Here is an 18,450-nt window from a genome sequence, read left to right as displayed (position 1 = left end):
CCTCCTCGTGCGCCCGGCCCGGGCCCGGCGCCCCGTGCGTCCCGGCCTCCCCGTACGCCCCGGCCCGGGCCCGGCGCCCCCCCTGCGTCCCGGCCTCCCCGTGCGCCCGGCCTCCCCGCGCAGCCGGCCGGTCCGCCCGCGTAGGCTGGGACGGACCCCTCATCTCGTATCCGGAGCACCTTTTCTGTGAGCCAGCAGCCCCGTCGCCGCCCCAGCAAGCCCTACCGCCGCCCGCAGAAGGACCCGGTCCGCATCCTCGCGTTCGAGGCCTTGCGGGCCGTCGACGAGCGGGACGCCTACGCGAATCTGGTGCTGCCGCCGCTGCTGCGCAAGGCGCGTGAGCACGAGGACTTCGACACCCGGGACGCGGCGCTGGCGACGGAGCTGGTGTACGGCTCGCTGCGACGGCAGGGCACCTATGACGCGATCCTCGCGCAGTGTGTGGACCGCCCGCTGCGGGAGGTGGACCCGCCGGTCCTCGACGTGCTCACCCTCGGGGCGCACCAGCTGCTCGGCACCCGTATCCCGACGCACGCCGCGGTGAGCGCGAGCGTCGAGCTGGCCCGGGTGGTGCTGGGCGACGGACGGGCGAAGTTCGTCAACGCGGTGCTGCGCAAGGTCGCGGCCCATGACCTCGACGGCTGGCTGGAGCGGGTCGCCCCGCCGTACGACGAGGACCCCGAGGAGCACCTCGGCATCGTGCATGCGCACCCCCGCTGGGTCGTCTCGGCGCTGTGGGACGCGCTCGGCGGCGGCCGGGCCGGCATCGAGGACCTGCTGGAGGCGGACAACGAACGCCCCGAGGTGACGCTGGTGGCGCGCCCCGGCCGCTCCACCACCGACGAACTGCTGGCGGCGGCCGGCGAGGACAGTGCGCTGCCCGGACGCTGGTCCCCGTACGCGGTGCGGCTCGCGGAGGGCGGCGAGCCGGGCGCGCTGGACCCGGTCCGCGAGGGACGCGCCGGGGTGCAGGACGAGGGCAGCCAGCTCGTCGCCCTCGCACTGGCCAACGCGCCCGTCGAGGGCACCGACCGCGCCTGGCTCGACGGCTGTGCCGGCCCCGGCGGCAAGGCGGCGCTGCTGGCGGCGCTCGCGGCGCAGCGCGGCGCCGCCCTGCTGGCCTCGGAGAAGCAGCCGCACCGCGCCCGGCTGGTGGCCCGCGCGCTCGACGGCAACCCGGGCCCGTACGCGGTCATCGCCGCCGACGGCACCCGCCCCGCCTGGCGGGCCGGAGCCTTCGACCGGGTGCTGGTGGACGTGCCGTGCACCGGTCTGGGCGCGCTGCGCCGACGGCCGGAGGCGCGCTGGCGTCGCCGCCCCGAGGACCTGGACGGCTTCGCCCCGCTCCAGCGCGAGCTGCTGCGGCAGGCGCTGGCGGCGGTACGGGTCGGCGGCGTCGTCGGCTATGCGACCTGCTCCCCGCATCCGGCCGAGACCCGGGCCGTGGTGGACGACGTGCTCAAGGGACGGGGCGGGGCACCGGTGGCGGCGGAGTGGGTCGACGCCCGTCCCCTGATGCCGGACGTACCGGCACTCGGCGACGGCCCGGACGTCCAGCTCTGGCCGCATCTGCACGGCACGGACGCGATGTACCTGGCGCTGCTGCGGCGCACGGGTTGAGGGCCTTGCCGGCCGGTGGGGCGTGATTGCTGACGGCTCGGAGCCGGTGCCCGGGGCCGGTTCGGGTGCCGGGGTTGGCCGTTGGGGTGGGGCGAGATCGTCGCCCCACCCCAACGGTCAGCGGCCGGTTCAGCCCTTCAGCCGGGTGATCGACGGAACGAGGTCTCCGTGTTCGGCGATACCGGCGGCCCAGAGGTCGGCGCTCCCGGGCACCGTGGTGAAGCTGCGGACGACGAGGCCCGGGGACGAAGCCGTGTCCCACTGCTTCTTCTGGGCGTCCCACCGCAGCGCGACGGACGCGGCGCCCTTGCCGCCGACGGCCCAGAGCTCGCCGCTTCGCGTCCGGCCGACCGCACGCAGCCGGCCGTCCGCCACGTCCGGCGTCTTCGCAGCCGTCCAGGCCGTGCCGTTCCAGTGCACGGCGTAGGGCCGGTCCGCGCCGCCGGACGTACTGCCGCCCACTGCCCAGACGTCATCGGAGGCGAACGCGGTGATCCCGCCGAGCCAGTTGTGGGATTCCTGCGGGCCGGGCGCGGTGATGCGCTTCCAGGCGGTGCCGTCCCAGTGCAGGAGCAGCGCCTTCTGCGGTGACGAGGCGTCGGTGGCGTATGCGGTGCCGACCGCCCAGATGTCGTCCGGGGCGACGGCCGTGACGCTGCTCAGTTCACCTTTGCCGACATCGGGCAGGGTCTGCCGCTGCCAGCTCTTGCCGTCCCACGACTGGATGGCCGGGACGCCGTCCTTGACCGACCGGTTCATCGCCCGGCCGACCGTCCACGCCTTCCCGTCGGATGTCGTCGTCACGGCGTCGGGGACGACCCGGCCGCCCGGGTCCTTGGCCAGTTGGTAGGTGGTCCATTGTGATCCGTCCCAGTGCACCGACGCGCTGCCCACCGTCCAGATATCGGTGGCCGACCGGACGGCGAGGGCCTGCGGAAAGCTGTTGTCCGGAAGCGTGGACTCCTGGGTCCAGGACGTACCGTTCCAGCGCAGCGCGACGGCTTCGAGCGCGGTGGCACTCTTCAGCCGATAGCCCACGGCCCAGGCCTGCTTGTCGCTCAGAGCCGCTATTGCGGTCAGATCGCCCTTCGCCACGGGCACCGGTGTGGTGTGCCACTGGCCCGCGCGTGACGCGGAGGGGGCGGGGGCGGTGCCGGACGAGGTGGCTGCGGATGCCGCCGGTTCACCGTTCAGGCCGGTCACGACCAGCGCCCCGGTGACCAGGGTGGCGGCCAGCGCCGCCGGCACCAGCGGCACCCGGCCGAGACGCCGTCGGGGCAGGGGGGTACGGGAGGGCATGGGGAATTCCTTGTCTGATGGGGAATCAAGCCTGCGGGGGCGGGGGATGAGGGGCATCGCCTGCTCTCTAGACCTTCGTTGTGAGGACGAAGTCGAAGGTGCCGGTGTAGCGGCCGCCCTCGGGGCCGGTGAGCGCGATGGTGCAGGCGCGATTGCGCAGCCGGTCGGCGGCGTTGAGGGCGGCGAAGTCCCGGCCGTAGGCCTGGGTGTCGTCCGGGAAGTACAGCTGGGTGACGAGCAGGGGGCCGCCGGACACCTGCACCTGGGTGTGGATGTGGGGCGCCCGTTGGCCCCAACGTCCCCAGTAGTCCCGGGGGATGATGGTCTTCAGGAGGTAGGCGCCCCTGCTGTCCGTGTACTGGTGACCGCGGAGCGAGAATCCCGAGGTGTCGTAGTCGCCGTTCTGATCGCACTGCCAGAACTCGATGAGTGTTTCGGGCAGCGGCTTGCAGGCGGTGTCGTAGACGATTCCGGAGAGGTCGAGACGTACCCCGCGGATGGCCGGTGTGATCAGATCGCCCCGGGCGGGGGAGTTGGGCTTGAACAGCGGGCCCTCGATGGACGCCGGGGTCTCCTGGCCCGAGCAGGCCGGGGTGACGGCGAGCGGGCGCGCCGCACCGCCTGACGTCGCCGGACGGCCCTTCTGAGCTGCCTCGGCCGCCGGGCCGGCCGAGGCAGCCACGCTCGCCCCGATGGCCACGGCGGTCACGCCCGCGGACGTGGACTTGATGAAGGACCGCCTCGAACTTCCCTGCTCGTCGCCGCCTGCCCGTGACGGCGGTTGCGGGCCGGTCGCGGCCTCCGGGCTCGTATCGTCGGCGTAGCGCATGGCATCTCCTTGCCGGAAGAACTCGGTCATGAGGCACACCACGGGGAGGGGCCGACCTTGACGGCCGGCGGCAGGCCGGTGTCGGCGGGGAGGTCGACCGGCCGGCTGCCCTTGTGGGGGTCCTTGTGCCGGTCGCCTCTGGGCGGTACGTCCATGGACGGTCGCCATGGACGGTCGCCCATGCACCGCCGTCCCTGCGACGGCTGTCCCTGCGGCGCCCATCCCTCCGACGGTCATCCATGGGACCGCCGGTGGGGCTGGGTTGGCCTCGGGACGGCCGCCCGTCGGGTGCGCTCTCCGCACAGCCTCCGGTGCCGGCTCGGCCCGCGCATCGGTCGGATGACCGGCGAGTTGTGCGCGTGACGAAACCCAGCCGGAGGCCGGAGACCAGAGGCCGGGCGACGGGCGCCGGCGCGCCATGGCCGCCGGTCCGCTCAGAGACCGGACTCCGGGCGGCCCGCGGCCTGGTCCGCGACCCGGACGGCGATCTGGGTTCGGGACCTGACCCCCCACTTGTCCCGGACCCGGTCGAGATGGCCGGCCACGGTGCTCTTCGAGAGGCCCAGATGGGCGGCGATCTGCTGGTTGGTCAGGCCCTCGGCGACCAGCTTCGCGACCGTCGACTCCCGCCCGGTCAGGGGCGGGTGGCCCGCCGCGCCGACTCCGTCGGGACTCCCTTCGTGCGCACTGCCGCGTCCGGCGGGACCGGCCTCGGTGCCGCGCAGCGCGTACGCGACCAGCCGGGCTCCGCGCAATCGACGCCCGGCCGCCATCGCCGCCGCGGCACCGGCGGGCGGCAGTCGCTCCTTGACCCGTGCCACGGCCGCCTCCACCTGCCCCCACCAGTGCGCTTCCGGCTCGGTGTCGATCCGCTGCCGGATGGCGGCGGCCGCCGCGTACAGCCGGAGCGACCGCTGAAGATCTCCCCGCTCGGCCGCCACGATGGCCAGACCTTCCAGCGGATAGAGCGCATGGAAGCTCTCGCCGGACGGCGTCTTGAGCAGCACCTCGGCGAACCGCCGCTCGGCGCCGTCCAGGTCGCCCCGCGCCAGCCGGATCGCACCGTCGGTGTGCAGCGCGGCCGTCACCTGGCCCAGCGGAGCCCGTGCCGCCAACTCCGGCAGACACTCCTGCATCAGCCGCTCGGCCTGTGTCGTCGTGCCGGTTTGGAGCATTGCCCAGGCCAGATGGTGCCGGCAGAGCGCGAGGTCCAGCGGACGGCCGAGCGTACGGACCACGTCGAGGCACTCGGCGAACACCGCGACGGCGTCGGCGAACTCGCCCCGGCACAGCCGCGCGGCCGCCAGCGCGTCCAGGGAATTGGCCAGCCTGGCGGGCTGCTGCCCCGCGCGCCCGACGGCGACGGCCTCCTGGGCGAAGGCGAGGGCCGCGGCATGATCGTCCTGCAGACAGGCCGACCGGGCGGCCAGCGCCAGTGCCGCGCCGCGGTCTTCGCGGTCCTGCACCCGCTCCAGCAGGTCCGACAGCAGTGTGCGCGCGGCCGTCAACTGCTCCTGCCGGTACAGCAACCGGGCCAGCGCGATCGCCAGCGGGATGTGCCTGCGGTCGGAACGGGCGGCGGAGTACGTGACGGCCGCCGCGAGGATCTCCTGCTCCTGGCCGAGTGGCTCCTCGGTGAGGTCGGCGAACACCCCGGGCCCGACGGCTTCCGCGCTCTTCCCGGCCAGCCAGTCGAGCGCCCGGTCCCAGGTGTCCGGCAGCTCCCCGGCTTCCGCGAGCCGGTCCATCCCGTAGGCCCGGATGGCGCTCAGCTGCCGGAACCGCGCGGCGCCCCGCTGCTCGTCCCCGCGTACCCGCACGATCAGGGACTTGGCCTCCAGCGCGCAGACCACGGGCACCACCTGCTCCGGGCGCACCGTGGCGTGCGGACCCCGAGGCGCGACGCCGTCCCGTCGGCCGACTTCCTCTCCGCGGACGTCCCGGTCTCCGTTCCGGCCGCCGTCCCGGTCCCTGCCGTCGTCATCCTCGACACCGTCGGCGCAGACCGCGGCGGCTCCCTCCGTATCGAAGCCGCCGCCGAGCACCGACAACCGCCGGAACACCACTGCCTCCAGCGGATCCAGCAATCGATGACTCCAGTCGATCGCGGCCGCCAGCTCGCGGTGCCGGCCCGGCCCGGTCCGGCTGCCGTCGGTCAGCAGGGACAGCTGGTCGTCCAGCCCCCGCAGAATGCCGGGCAGCGAGAGCGAACCCGCCCGGCCCGCCGCGAGTTCGATGGCCAGCGGCAGCCCGTCCAGCCGTCGGCAGATCTCGGCCACCGTACGGGCGTCGCCGGGCCCGAGCGCGAACGCCACGTCGCTCGTCCGGGCGCGCGCCAGGAACAACCTGACCGCTTCCGACCGCAGCAACTCGGCGGTGTCGAGCTCCTCGCCCGCGGGCGACAGCGACAGTTCGCCGACACGGAAGACGACCTCGCCGGGGACCCGCAGCGTCTCCCGGCTGGTGGCGAGAATCCGCAGCCGGGGGCAGCGGGCGAGCAGCGTCGCAGCCAACCGCGCGCAGGCGTCGGCCAGATGCTCGCAATTGTCCAGCACGATCAGCAGGGTGCGGGAGCCCAGCGCATGGACCAGTGCCTCGATCCCCGCGCGGCCGCCGCGCTCCCGCACCCCGAGGGCGGCGGCAAGCGCCTGCGGCAGTAGCTCGCTGTCGTGCAGGGAGTCGAGTTCGACCCACTGCGTGCGGCCCGCGCGGCTGCCCCGCACACTGCCCGCGAGCTCCAGCGCCAGCCGGGTCTTGCCCACGCCGCCGGGGCCCGTCAGCGTGAGCAGTCGGGAGGATCTCAGCAGCGTACGTAACCGCGACAGCTCTCGCTCACGACCCACGAACGCATCGAGCGGGGGCGGCAGTCCGCGCCCCGGCAGCTCCGCCGGCTGCGGGGCGCGCTGCTCCGCGCGCTGCCGGAACGCGCGTTGCCGACAGGCTCGGGAGCAGTACCGCGCGGGCCGGCCGCCCGGCGCCTTTCCGTCTCGGGCAGCCCCTGCGGGGGTCGGGAGCGGCGTACCACATGCTTCACATCTCCTCGACGTCGCCACACCAGGCATCCTGCCGAAGAGGGGGCCGGCCGCACCAGCCGCTCCCGCGCCCCGTCCGCGAACCACCGGCACCCGACGACCGCGCAGGCGGCCGTGCGAGCCCCGCTGACCGGGCCCGGGCAGGCGCAGCCGCCCCGGCACGTGCCTACCTGTGGCTTTCGCCTCGCGAGCTCCCGTGAGCGGGTGGCGCCACCGGCGGGGGTCACTCGGGGCGCCCGGAACCGATCCGCAGCAGCGGCGACTGGCGCGGCATACCGGCGTAGGGACAGCCGACGGCGGACCGGTCGGGACTCGTCCAGCCGCGCAGCCAGGGGCTCGGACGGCCGTTGTCGATCCGGAGGGTGCCGTCGGGCCGCAGCCGCCCGATCGCGGGAGGGAACGACGGGGCACACCGCCGTGCCCGGCCGCTCGGGGCCCGCCCCTGGGGCCGCCCGGCCGCGCGGGGGAGTCCGCCGCCACGGCCGAACCGGTGGCCGGGCCCCGGCCCCCATGGCTCGCCCCCGATCCGTCCCCCCTCCACCCCCTCGCGGGCCGCAGGCCATACTGGGGGCATGGCCTTGATCAACCCCAGCATCCTGTCCGCGGACTTCGCCCGGCTCGCCGAGGAGGCGAAGGCGGTCGAGGGCGCCGACTGGCTCCATGTCGACGTGATGGACAACCACTTCGTCCCGAACCTCACCCTCGGCGTGCCCGTCGTCGAGTCGCTGAGCAAGGCGACGGACACCCCCCTCGATCTGCATCTGATGATCGAGGACCCGGACCGCTGGGCACCGCAGTACATCGAGGCAGGGGCCGGTTCGGTCACCTTTCATGTGGAGGCGGCGGCCGCGCCGGTGCGGCTGGCGCGGGAGATCCGGGCCAAGGGGGCGCGGGCCTCGATGGCGCTGAAGCCGGCCACGCCCATCGAGCCGTACGAGGACCTGCTGCCCGAGCTCGACATGTTGCTGATCATGACCGTGGAGCCCGGCTTCGGCGGCCAGGCGTTCCTGGACATCATGCTGCCCAAGATCCGCCGGACCCGTGAGCTGATCTCCCGGCACGGCCTGGAAATGTGGCTGCAGGTCGACGGCGGGGTCTCGGCGGCCACCATCGAGCGCTGTGCGGAGGCGGGCGCCGATGTCTTCGTGGCGGGCTCGGCGGTGTACAGCGCGGACGACCCGGCGAAGGCGGTCCGGGATCTCCGGGAGAAGGCGGAGACGGCGACCGCGGCGGCGGGCTGGGGCTGCGCGCACTGATATTCCCGGAAACGGGGGCGGGCGGTCCGGCCGCCGCAGGCCGCGGCGGCTCCGTGGCGCGGCCGTGCCGTCGCTTGTCCGTGGCGCCACCGAGCGTTCACGTGGGTCGGGGCGGTCATGGTCCCCGTTGCCCCCGGGTTTCTGAAAGGATGAGCAAAGACTCGATCAGATGCGCAAAAGGGGAGAATTTCGTGGTAGCCAGCCGCCCACAGTCCGGAATGGGCCCTGCCGAGCTGGTGCAGGCTGCGGCCATGGCCCGCCGTTTCTATCTTGAGGGAAAGTCGAAGATCCAGATCGCGGAGGAATTCGGCGTCAGCCGGTTCAAGGTCGCGCGGGTGCTGGAGACGGCACTGGAACGCGATCTCGTACGGATCGAGATCCGGGTGCCCTCCGAGCTGGACGCCGAGCGCTCCGACGCCCTGCGGGCCCGCTACGGCCTGCGGCACGCGGTGGTCGTCGAGTCGCCCGCGGACGCTCCCCCCGCCTTCGGCGGTCAGAACCCGCCCGATGACGCCGCCGACCCGGAGAACCTCGGCGAAGTGGCCGCCGATCTGCTCGGCGAGCTGGTCAACGAGGGCGATGTGCTCGGGCTGGCCTGGGGCCGGTCGACGATTCACATGGCGGCGGCCCTGCACCGCCTCCCGCCCTGCACCGTCGTCCAGTTGACCGGTGTCTACGACGCGGGCACCGCCGACCGCGGCTCGGTCGAGGCGGTGCGCCGCGCGGCCGATGTCTCCGGCGGTGAGGCGCACCCGATCTACGCACCGATGCTGCTGCCCGATTCGGCGACCGCCGAGGCGCTGCGCCGGCAGACCGGGATCGCCCGCGCCTTCGAATACTTCGACAAGGTCACCGTCGCCTGCGTCTCCATCGGTTCCTGGGAGCCGGGCGTCTCGACCGTCTACGACATGCTCTCGGAGCAGGAGCGGGAGCACTACGCCTCGCTGGGTGCGGCCGCCGAGATGTCGGCGCACCTCTTCGACGCCGAGGGGCGGCGGATCGGCCGGGACCTCGGCGAGCGGTGCATCACCGTCGAGGCGGACCGACTGCGCCGTATCCCGGAGGTCGTCGCCATCGCCGGCGGCCGGCGCAAGGCCGACGCGATCGGCGCGGTGCTGCGCTCCGGACTGGTGACAAGCCTGGTCACGGACACCGCCGCCGCCGACCACCTGCTGCTGGAGACCGGCCCCGGGCCGCGCCCCGCACTGGACCGCGCGGATCCCGACGGGGCGTGACCCGCGCGGAAACGTGCCGCCGCGGGCGCCTGTGGTAGCTGCTGCCGGATGCCCGGCCCCACCCCGGTGCGGTCACCGGCGAGCGGCCCGCGCGGGCCTGTGACAGCATCGGCGCCATGGTGATCCGCTCCGCCGTGCCCCGCGCCGCCGCGCTGCTCGGTGCGCTGCTCGCCGGGCTGCTCCTCGTTCTGACCGGGTGTGCCACGAGCGGTGCCGGCAACGGGAGTTCGCAGGGATCGCCGGGTGCCACCGCCACGGCCGCCGCCGGTTCGCCGGGTGCCACCAAGGCACCGGCATGGGCGCGGGGCATGCCGGTCGTCACCGTCGCCCAGCTGCCCTCCCAGGCGCGAGTAACCCTGCGGATCATCGACGCCGGCGGGCCCTTCCCGTACCGGCAGGACGGGACCGTCTTCGGCAACCGCGAGCGGTTGCTGCCCCGTCAGCCGCGCGGTCATTACCACGAGTACACGGTCCGCACGCCCGGCTCGCCGGACCGCGGAGCCCGCCGGATCGTCACCGGCGAGAGCCATGAGACGTACTACACCGACGACCACTACCAGACCTTCAAGGCGGTGCTCCGATGACGGGTTCTGTGCCCCGGCCGCTCGCGGCGGTGCTCGACGGCAGTACGCCTCCCGGGGTGCTGCCCTGGCCCGCGGAGCGCTCGGTCGTGGAGGCGCTGGCGGCCGCGCGGGACGCCGGCTGGTCGGGGACGTCACTGGACCTGGACGGGGTCGTGGACAAGGCCGCGTTCATGGACCGGTGCGCCCGCTCGCTGCGGCTGCCGGACTGGTTCGGTCGCAACTGGGACGCGCTCGCCGACTGCCTGACCGATCTGTCCTGGTGCCCCGCCGGCCGCGGCCGGCTGCTGGTCGTGACCGGCTGGCAGGGCTATGCCGCCGCGGCCCCGGAGGACTGGAGCGTCGTCGAGGGCATCCTGGCGGACGCGGTGGGGTACTGGCGGGACACGGACACCGGCCTGGCCGTGATCATGGTCAGGTGCCGGGCCCGGCAGGGCGCCTAGCGGCGGGGCATTTGGCGGCCGGGCCGTGCCGTGACCTGCCGCGTTCCGGCGGGGGCCGTGCCGCGGGGGCCGTGCCGCGGGGGCCGGGAGGCGCGCGGAGCACCCGGCCGGCCTGGGGCGCCGGGTGCTGCACGGGCCCTTTGGGGGATCGCACACACGACTGGCAAATACCTCAGACAATCACATGAGCCCTGGTCAGGGCCCGTATCCTGGCCATATGCGATTCCTGAATCCGAAGAACGGCGCGCTCGAAGAGAGTTCTTCGGTGCCCTACGACCTGACCTACGACGATGTGTTCATGGTGCCCGGCCGCTCCGCCGTGGGCTCCCGCCAGGGCGTGGATCTGTCCTCCCACGACGGGACCGGCACCACCATTCCGCTCGTGGTCGCCAACATGACGGCGATCGCCGGCCGCCGGATGGCCGAGACCGTGGCCCGCCGTGGCGGCCTGGTCGTGATCCCGCAGGACATCCCGCTCGATGTCGTCACCGACGTCGTGACCTGGGTCAAGCGCCGCCATCTGGTCCTGGACACGCCGATCGTGCTGTCCCCGGTCGCGACCGTCGCCGACGCCCTGGCGCTGCTGCCCAAGCGGGCGCACGGCGCGGGCATCGTCGTCGAGGGCGGCCGCCCGGTCGGTGTGGTCACCGAGCACGATCTGGCCGGGGTGGACCGCTTCACCCAGGTCGCCGAGGTCATGTCCAGGGACCTGCTGGTCCTGGACGCCGACATCGACCCGCGGGAGGCCTTCAACCGCCTCGACGCCGCCAACCGCAAGCTCGCGCCCGCGGTCGACGCCGACGGCATGCTGATCGGCATCCTCACCCGCAAGGGCGCGCTCCGCGCCACCCTGTACACCCCCGCCACGGACGCCAACGGCAAGCTGCGGATCGCGGCCGCCGTCGGCATCAACGGCGATGTCGCCGGGCGGGCGAAGTCGCTGCTGGACGCCGGTGTGGACACGCTCGTCGTGGACACCGCGCACGGTCACCAGGAGTCGATGATCAGCGCGATCAAGGCGGTCCGCGCGCTGGACCCGCAGGTCCCGATCGTGGCGGGCAACATCGTCGCCGCCGAGGGCGTCCGCGATCTGATCGACGCCGGCGCGGACATCATCAAGGTCGGCGTGGGACCGGGCGCGATGTGCACCACCCGCATGATGACCGGTGTCGGCCGGCCGCAGTTCTCCGCGGTGCTGGAGTGCGCCGCCGAGGCCAGGAAGTACGGCAAGCACGTCTGGGCCGACGGCGGGGTGCGCCACCCCCGCGATGTCGCGATGGCGCTGGCCGCCGGCGCGTCCAACGTCATGATCGGCTCCTGGTTCGCCGGCACCCTGGAATCGCCCGGCGACCTCCAGCACACCGCCGACGGCCGGCCGTACAAGGAGAGCTTCGGGATGGCCTCCGCGCGTGCGGTGCGCAGCCGCACCAGCGAGGAGTCGGCCTACGACCGGGCCCGCAAGGGACTCTTCGAGGAGGGCATCTCCACCTCCCGGATGTTCATCGACCAGGCGCGTCCCGGCGTCGAGGACCAGATCGACTCGATCATCGCGGGCCTCCGCAGCTCCTGCACCTACGCGGGCGCCGCCTCCCTGGCGGAGTTCGCCGAGAAGGCCGTGATCGGCGTGCAGAGCGCCGCCGGCTACGCCGAGGGCAAGCCGCTCCACGACAGCTGGAGCTGACCGCCGAGGAGCCGTAAAGGGCTCCGCGCGCCGTTGACCGGCCCCGCACCGACCCGGTGCGGGGCCGGTGGCGTATCCGGAACCATCGGACCCGGTTCGCGGCCCATCCGGAGGCGGCCGTTACGATCTCACCCTGGCGCGCAACGAACCATCGTCCGCCGCGCCGGTGCGCAACGATCATCCGCGGTTACGCAAGGAACCTGCATTACGGCAGGTCAGCGGCGGCCCGTAAGGTCAAGCGCTGTACGTGGAGTGGCGGGGACCGCCTGCTCGGCGGTCTCCTGCTGCGGTGTGCTTCGGCATGCCCTTCTACCGACCGCTGCCGGTCGCCGTCTCATCCGTACGTCATCGATCGGCAGCGAAAAAGGAGCCACTTCAGTGTTGGAGCACGGCGCAGCCCCGCCCGCAGGGGTCGGCGACCCCGGACCGCCCTCCCCCGGAGGACTCGGCACCCGGCTGATGCGGCGCAAGCCCGTCGAGCGGCTGGTGGCCGAGGGCGGCAAGGGGCAGGGGGGAGAGCTCCGCCGCTCCATGGGCATGTGGCAGCTGACCATGATCAGCATCGGCGCCACGCTCGGCACCGGCATCTTCGTCGTCCTCGGCGAGGCCGTGCCGGACGCCGGGCCCGCGGTCATCCTGTCCTTCGTCCTCGCCGGGATCACCGCCCTGTTCTCCGCGCTGTCCTACGCGGAGCTGGCCGGCTCCATCCCGGTCTCCGGATCCTCCTACTCCTACGCCTACGCCACCCTCGGCGAGCTGATCGCCTGGGTCTGCGGCTGGTGCCTGATCCTGGAGTACGGCGTCTCGGTCGCGGCCGTCGCGGTGGGCTGGGGCCAGTATCTGAACGAGCTCCTCGACGGCGTCTTCGGCTTCACCATCCCGGACGCGCTGTCCCAGCCGCCCGGCGACGGTGGCATCTTCAACCTGCCGGCGCTCGTGGTCGTGCTGCTGGCGATGGTGTTCCTGCTGGGCGGGGCCAAGGAGAGCGCCCGGGCCAACACGATCATGGTCGTTGTCAAGATCGTCGCGCTGCTGCTGTTCTGCGGCGTCGCGCTCCAGGGCGTGCGCTCGGGCAACTACGCGAACTTCATGCCGATGGGCATGGCGGGCGTCAGTGCCGCCGGCGCGACCCTGTTCTTCTCGTACATCGGCTTCGATGCCGCCTCCACCGCGGGCGAGGAGGCCAAGAACCCGCAGCGCGACATGCCGCGCGCGATCATGCTCTCGCTGGTGATCGTCACCGCGCTGTACTGCCTGGTCGCGGCCATCGCCGTGGGTGCCATGCCCTGGCAGAAGTTCAAGGGCTCGGAGGCCGCGCTGGCCGGGATCATGAAGGACGTCACCGGCCAGAGCTTCTGGGCCGTGCTGCTCGCCTTCGGCGCGGTCATCGCCATCGCCAGCGTCGTGCTGACCGTGCTCTACGGCCAGACCCGCATCCTCTTCGCGATGTCCCGGGACGGGCTGGTGCCGAAGGTGTTCTCCAAGGTGCACCCCAAGAGCGGGGCGCCGCGCGCCAACACCGTGATCGTGTCGCTGTTCTGCGGGGTGCTCGCCGCGGCGGTGCCGCTGGGCCAGCTGGCCGACGCCACCAGCATCGGCACCCTGTTCGCCTTCGCGCTGGTCAATGTCGCGGTGATCGTGCTGCGCCGCACCCGGCCCGACATGCCGCGCAGCTTCCGCACCCCGCTCTCGCCGCTGTTCCCGGCGATCGGCTTCCTGCTGTGCCTCTACATGATGGGCAGCCTCGACGTCGTGACCTGGGTCGTCTTCGGTGCCTGGTTGGTCGTGGGCCTTGTGGTCTACTTCGGATACGGCATGCGCCGCTCCCGATTGGCCACCGCAGAGAAGTGATCCACCCGCAGTGCGACTGAACGATCTCGACGAACGCATCGTCCACGCCCTCGCCGAGGACGCCCGCCGCAGCTACGCCGACATCGGCCAGGAGGTCGGACTCTCCGCGCCGGCCGTCAAACGCCGGGTGGACCGGCTGCGGGCGGACGGCGCGATCACCGGCTTCACCGTACGGGTGGACCCGGCCGCACTCGGCTGGGAGACCGAAGGGGTCATCGAGCTCTACTGCCGCCGGAACACCTCGCCCGAGGCGATCCACCGCGGTCTGTCGCGCTACCCGGAAGTGGCGTCCGCCTCCACCGTCACCGGTGAGGCGGACGCCATCGTCCAGGTTTTCGCCGCCGACATGCGGCACTTCGAGCGGGTACTGGAGCGGATCGCCGGCGAACCGTTCGTGGAGCGGACCAAGTCCGTGCTGGTGCTCTCGCCGCTGCTGCGCCGGTACGGCTCGGGGGCGCCGCGCTGATCGGGCCGTGGCCCCGCCCCTCGGGAGCCCCTGCTCCTCAGACCCCCGCCAGGCGGGGCTGCTGCCTCGTACCCGAGGGAGGTCAAGCCCCGCTCCGGTCGGCCCCCGCCCTGCTGCGCAGACCGGACGCCACGGCGACGCCCACCACCAGCACCACTCCCGCCGCGATCCGGTAGCCCAGCGCCATGGCGTCGGTGAACGCGGTGGCCCCCGCGGCGCCGTGCCCCGTGCCCGAGGCGAGGCGCCTGGGCGGGACTGAACGCCGCAGGCCGGTCCTCGTCGGGGGATCAGGCTGCGCGGCCGCGTCCCGGGTCGGTGCCGGCTACGGCGGGCGGGGCAGGCCCGGCCGCCCCGGCATCCGTACGCTGACCGGCGGCTTCCCTGCTGCGGACCGCGGAGGCGGCGATCGGCTGCCCCGGCCTCGGCGGCGCGCAACGAATCACCGCATACTCTCGTGAACACGCAATGAATCGTCCATCGGCGCGCAACGGTGGCGCCTTGTCCCGCATCCCCGGCGGCCCGTACCGTCAATGCGTCCACCCGCACCACCTCGCCGAGGGATCCCATGACGTCGCTGCACACGGCCCTGCTCCAGAGTTCGGGACGGCCCGGCGATGTCGCGCACAACCTGCGGATCCTCGACGACGCGGCCCGCACGGCGGCCGCGACCGGCGCCGGACTGCTCGCCTGCCCGGAGCTCTTCCTGACCGGCTATGCCATCGGCGACGGTGTCCAGCGCCTCGCCGAGACCGCCGACGGCGACAGCGCCCGGGCCATCGCGGAGATCGCCGCCGCACACGGCATCGCGGTGCTCTACGGCTACCCCGAGCGCGCCGCCCACGACGAGCGGGACAGCGCCGCCGTCTACAACTCGGCGCAGCTCATCGGCCCCGAGGGCGAGCGGCTGGCGAACTACCGCAAGACCCATCTCTTCGGCTGCTTCGAGCGTGAGTGGTTCACCCCGGGCGAGCAGGCCGTCGTCCAGGCCGACCTGGGCGGCCTCCGGATCGGCGTCATGATCTGCTACGACGTGGAGTTCCCGGAGAACGTCCGGGCCCATGCGCTGGCCGGCACCGATCTGCTGCTGGTGCCCACCGCGCAGATGCACCCCTTCCAGTTCGTCGCCGAGTCCGTCATCCCGGTCCGCGCCTTCGAGAACCAGATGTACGTCGCGTACGTCAACCGGGTCGGCGCGGAGGGCGAGTTCGAGTTCGTCGGCCTCAGCTGCCTGGCCGGCCCCGACGGTGTCGTACGCACCCGCGCCGGCCGCACCGAACAGCTGGTGCGGGCCGAGGTCGACCCCGCCTTCCTGAAGGAATCCCGGGTGGACAACCCGTATCTGCACGACCGGCGGCCGGAGCTGTACGGCCCGCTGACCTGACTCACCCGATCCGCCCGCCCCCTCGTTCTGCTGGTTCCCCCTGCCCCGCCGCAGGCCGGTCCCGCCGGCCTGTACAGCCCTGCCTGCTGTGCCCTGTCTGCAAGGAGTCCGTCCCGATGACGTCCACGGTGCCCACCGCCGCCCACCACGCGGATGCCCAGCCCCCGATCACCATGTTCGGCCCGGACTTCCCGTACGCCTATGACGACTTCCTCGCCCACCCGGCGGGCCTGGGCCAGGTCCCCGCGACCGAGCACGGCAAGGAGGTCGCGGTCATCGGCGGCGGCCTCTCGGGCATCATCACCGCCTATGAGCTGATGAAGATGGGCCTTCGGCCCGTCGTCTACGAGGCCGACCAGATAGGCGGGCGGCTGCGCACCGTCGGCTTCGAGGGCACCCCGTCCGAAGCGGCGGGCCTGACCGCCGAGATGGGCGCGATGCGCTTCCCGCCGTCCTCGACGGCGCTCCAGCACTACATCGACCTGGTGGGCCTGACGACCACGCCGTTCCCGAACCCGCTGGCCGCGGACACCCCGTCGACCGTCGTCGACCTCAAGGGCGAGTCCCACTACGCGCGTACGGTCGAGGACCTCCCCGAGGTCTACCACCAGGTCATGGACGCCTGGAACGCCTGCCTGGAAGAGGGCGCGGACTTCTCCGACATGAACCAGGCGATCCGCGAGCGCGACGTCCCGCGCATCCGCGAGATCTGGTCCCGGCTCGTCGAGAAGCTCGACAACCAGACCTTCTACGGCTACCTCTGCGACTCGACGGCCTTCAAGTCCTTCCGCCACCGGGAGATCTTCGGCCAGGTCGGCTTCGGCACCGGCGGCTGGGACACCGACTTCCCCAACTCCATCCTGGAGATCCTGCGGGTCGTCTACACCGAGGCCGACGACCACCACCGCGGCATCGTCGGCGGCAGCCAGCAGCTGCCGCTGCGCCTGTGGGAGCGCGAGCCGCAGAAGATCGTGCACTGGGCGTCGGGCACCTCGCTCTCGTCGCTGCACGACGGCGCGCCCCGGCCCGCGGTGACCCGCCTGAACCGCACCGCCGGCAACCGCATCACCGTCACCGACGCCGACGGCGACATCCGCACCTACGAGGCCGCCGTCTTCACCGCGCAGTCCTGGATGCTGCTGAGCAAGATCGCCTGCGACGACTCGCTGTTCCCCATCGACCACTGGACGGCGATGGAGCGCACCCACTACATGGAGTCCAGCAAGCTCTTCGTGCCCGTCGACCGGCCGTTCTGGCTCGACAAGGACGAGGACACCGGCCGGGATGTCATGTCGATGACGCTGACGGACCGGATGACCCGCGGGACGTATCTGCTCGACAACGGCCCGGACGAACCCGCCGTCATCTGCCTCTCCTACACCTGGTGCGACGACAGCCTCAAGTGGCTGCCGCTGGAGGCGAACGAGCGGATGGAGGTCATGCTGAAGTCGCTCTCGGAGATCTATCCGAAGGTCGACATCCGCAAGCACATCATCGGCAACCCGGTCACCGTGTCCTGGGAGAACGAGCCGTACTTCATGGGCGCCTTCAAGGCGAACCTGCCCGGCCACTACCGCTACCAGCGGCGCCTGTTCACGCACTTCATGCAGGACCGGCTCCCCGAGGACAAGCGCGGCCTGTTCCTCGCGGGCGACGACATCTCCTGGACGGCGGGCTGGGCCGAGGGCGCGGTACAGACCGCACTCAACGCGGTGTGGGGCGTCATGCACCACTTCGGCGGCACGACGGACGCGACGAACCCGGGCCCGGGCGATGTGTACGACGAGATCGCACCGGTGGAGCTGCCGGAGGACTAGAGGGAGTTGACGGGGCCGTTCCTGTCTGTCGGCAGGAACGGCCCGTACCGGGGCGTCGGGACGGGGTGACGGGAGGGGCGGCCCCGGCGGCGGCCGCGGGATCAGCCCGGCAGCGGGGTCAGCAGCATCCGTCCGACCAGGCCCACCCCGGCGTCGAGGCGTTCGATGAGTTCCTCGGTGACATCCGGCAGCCGGCGGACGCTCCACAGGGCACGGGCCGCCACCCAGGCGCCGTCCCTGGCCTTGTCCAGGCTCCACGAGCCGATCAGATGCGTCAGCGGATCGGCGACGTCCAGCACATCGGGGCCGGGCATCAGCCGCTCCCGGATCCGCTCCTCCAGGCTCGTCAGCACCCCGCCGACCCGCTCGAAGTCGGTCTCCAGCGCGGCCGGTTCGCACTCCAGCACCCGGCAGGTGTCCAGCACCGCCAATGCCAGGTCGTGGCCGATGTGGGCGTTGATCCCGGCCAGTGCGAACTGCAGTGGATGCACGCCCGGGTGCCGGCGCAGCTGGAAGAGCGGACGCCAGCAGGCCGGCGGCCGCAGCCCGGCGGTCGCGGCGTCCACCGCGGCGAAGTACCGCCGCGCAAAGCAGCGGTCCAGCTCGCCCGCGGCCGCCGGGTCCTGGAACGTACCGTCCCCGATACGCCCCGCCACCGCCTCGGTGACGGCCAGATAGACCCCGTTGAAGACGGCCACGCCGTCCTCGGCGGGCAGCGCCGCGGCGAGCGCCCGCATCCGGGCCAGCACCTCCGCCAGCTCCGCGGCGGCCGCGGTTTCCGCACCGGTGGGCGGCCTTGCGGCGGGCCCTTCGGCCGGGTCCGGCCGCCGGTGGACATCAGGGTGCGGGGCAGGGTGCCGAGTCGTCGTCATGCACTCAGCGTGACACCGCAGTTACGGATCTCGCGGGATCGTGGTGACCGTTGACCGATACGGGGTAACGAACGGCGCGCCCTCTTG

The 18,450-nt window shown here is 72.9% G+C and carries 15 protein-coding genes; 10 read left to right on the top strand and 5 right to left on the bottom strand.

All coding sequences use genetic code 11. From position 1 onward, the window contains the following. Window positions 1-186: 186 nt before the first annotated feature. Window positions 187-1,620 (top strand): RsmB/NOP family class I SAM-dependent RNA methyltransferase, encoded by a 1,434-nt coding sequence (locus BKA18_RS05885; protein ID WP_366045246.1) that lies wholly within the window; start codon window positions 187-189, stop codon window positions 1,618-1,620. Between the two features lie 129 nt (window positions 1,621-1,749). Here BKA18_RS05885 and BKA18_RS05880 read toward each other — a convergent pair whose 3' ends face one another. The 4 genes from BKA18_RS05880 to BKA18_RS05865 form a co-directional block, all read right to left on the bottom strand. Next, window positions 1,750-2,919 carry a hypothetical protein gene (locus tag BKA18_RS05880; protein ID WP_366045245.1) on the bottom strand — a complete coding sequence of 390 codons (1,170 nt, stop codon included), beginning with the start codon at window positions 2,917-2,919 and terminating at the stop codon, window positions 1,750-1,752. Window positions 2,920-2,986: 67 nt separating this feature from the next. Then, complete coding sequence (locus BKA18_RS05875) at window positions 2,987-3,748, bottom strand: dioxygenase family protein (protein ID WP_366045243.1); 762 nt, start codon at window positions 3,746-3,748, stop codon at window positions 2,987-2,989. Window positions 3,749-3,774: 26 nt separating this feature from the next. Then, the gene (locus tag BKA18_RS05870; protein WP_366045242.1) at window positions 3,775-3,930 is read right to left on the bottom strand and encodes a hypothetical protein; all 156 of its coding nucleotides are present in this window, start codon (window positions 3,928-3,930) and stop codon (window positions 3,775-3,777) included. 252 nt (window positions 3,931-4,182) lie between these two features. Continuing rightward, entirely contained in the window at window positions 4,183-6,591 is a 2,409-nt protein-coding gene (locus BKA18_RS05865) for an ATP-binding protein (protein WP_366045241.1), read from the bottom strand. 761 nt (window positions 6,592-7,352) lie between these two features. Here BKA18_RS05865 and rpe point away from each other — a divergent pair. The 9 genes from rpe to BKA18_RS05820 all read left to right on the top strand — a co-directional run bounded on the left by rpe (window position 7,353) and on the right by BKA18_RS05820 (window position 17,491). Beyond that, entirely contained in the window at window positions 7,353-8,036 is a 684-nt protein-coding gene (gene rpe / locus BKA18_RS05860; RefSeq protein WP_093482199.1) for a ribulose-phosphate 3-epimerase, read from the top strand. 218 nt (window positions 8,037-8,254) lie between these two features. After that, window positions 8,255-9,271: a sugar-binding transcriptional regulator gene (locus BKA18_RS05855; protein WP_040901660.1), complete on the top strand. Its 1,017-nt coding sequence runs from the start codon at window positions 8,255-8,257 to the stop codon at window positions 9,269-9,271. 116 nt (window positions 9,272-9,387) lie between these two features. Next, window positions 9,388-9,855, top strand: a complete 468-nt coding sequence (locus tag BKA18_RS05850; RefSeq protein ID WP_366045240.1) for a guanyl-specific ribonuclease — start codon at window positions 9,388-9,390, stop codon at window positions 9,853-9,855. Next, window positions 9,852-10,295 (top strand): barstar family protein, encoded by a 444-nt coding sequence (locus tag BKA18_RS05845; RefSeq protein WP_366045239.1) that lies wholly within the window; start codon window positions 9,852-9,854, stop codon window positions 10,293-10,295. Before BKA18_RS05850 ends, BKA18_RS05845 begins: the two co-directional genes overlap by 4 nt. Window positions 10,296-10,512: 217 nt before the next feature. Next, the gene (locus BKA18_RS05840) at window positions 10,513-11,976 is read left to right on the top strand and encodes a GuaB1 family IMP dehydrogenase-related protein (RefSeq protein WP_040901658.1); all 1,464 of its coding nucleotides are present in this window, start codon (window positions 10,513-10,515) and stop codon (window positions 11,974-11,976) included. 378 nt (window positions 11,977-12,354) lie between these two features. After that, window positions 12,355-13,827: an amino acid permease gene (locus BKA18_RS05835; protein ID WP_429638185.1), complete on the top strand. Its 1,473-nt coding sequence runs from the start codon at window positions 12,355-12,357 to the stop codon at window positions 13,825-13,827. Window positions 13,828-13,837: 10 nt separating this feature from the next. Further along, entirely contained in the window at window positions 13,838-14,293 is a 456-nt protein-coding gene (locus BKA18_RS05830; RefSeq protein ID WP_006607431.1) for an Lrp/AsnC family transcriptional regulator, read from the top strand. 565 nt (window positions 14,294-14,858) lie between these two features. Further along, window positions 14,859-15,674: a carbon-nitrogen hydrolase family protein gene (locus BKA18_RS05825; protein ID WP_366045238.1), complete on the top strand. Its 816-nt coding sequence runs from the start codon at window positions 14,859-14,861 to the stop codon at window positions 15,672-15,674. Between the two features lie 116 nt (window positions 15,675-15,790). Next, window positions 15,791-17,491, top strand: coding sequence for a flavin monoamine oxidase family protein (locus BKA18_RS05820; protein WP_366045237.1), 1,701 nt, complete (start codon window positions 15,791-15,793; stop codon window positions 17,489-17,491). 101 nt (window positions 17,492-17,592) lie between these two features. Here the strand turns inward: BKA18_RS05820 and BKA18_RS05815 are convergent, their stop codons facing one another. Then, the gene (locus tag BKA18_RS05815) at window positions 17,593-18,363 is read right to left on the bottom strand and encodes a DUF5995 family protein (RefSeq protein WP_374205545.1); all 771 of its coding nucleotides are present in this window, start codon (window positions 18,361-18,363) and stop codon (window positions 17,593-17,595) included. Between the last annotated feature and the right edge of the window lie 87 nt (window positions 18,364-18,450).

The organism is Streptomyces auratus (assembly GCF_050433025.1).
Taxonomy (GTDB): Bacteria; Actinomycetota; Actinomycetes; order Streptomycetales; family Streptomycetaceae; genus Streptomyces; species Streptomyces sioyaensis.
The sequence above is the reverse complement of the archived record's forward strand: the minus strand, read 5'-3'. Positions and strand labels throughout refer to the sequence as shown.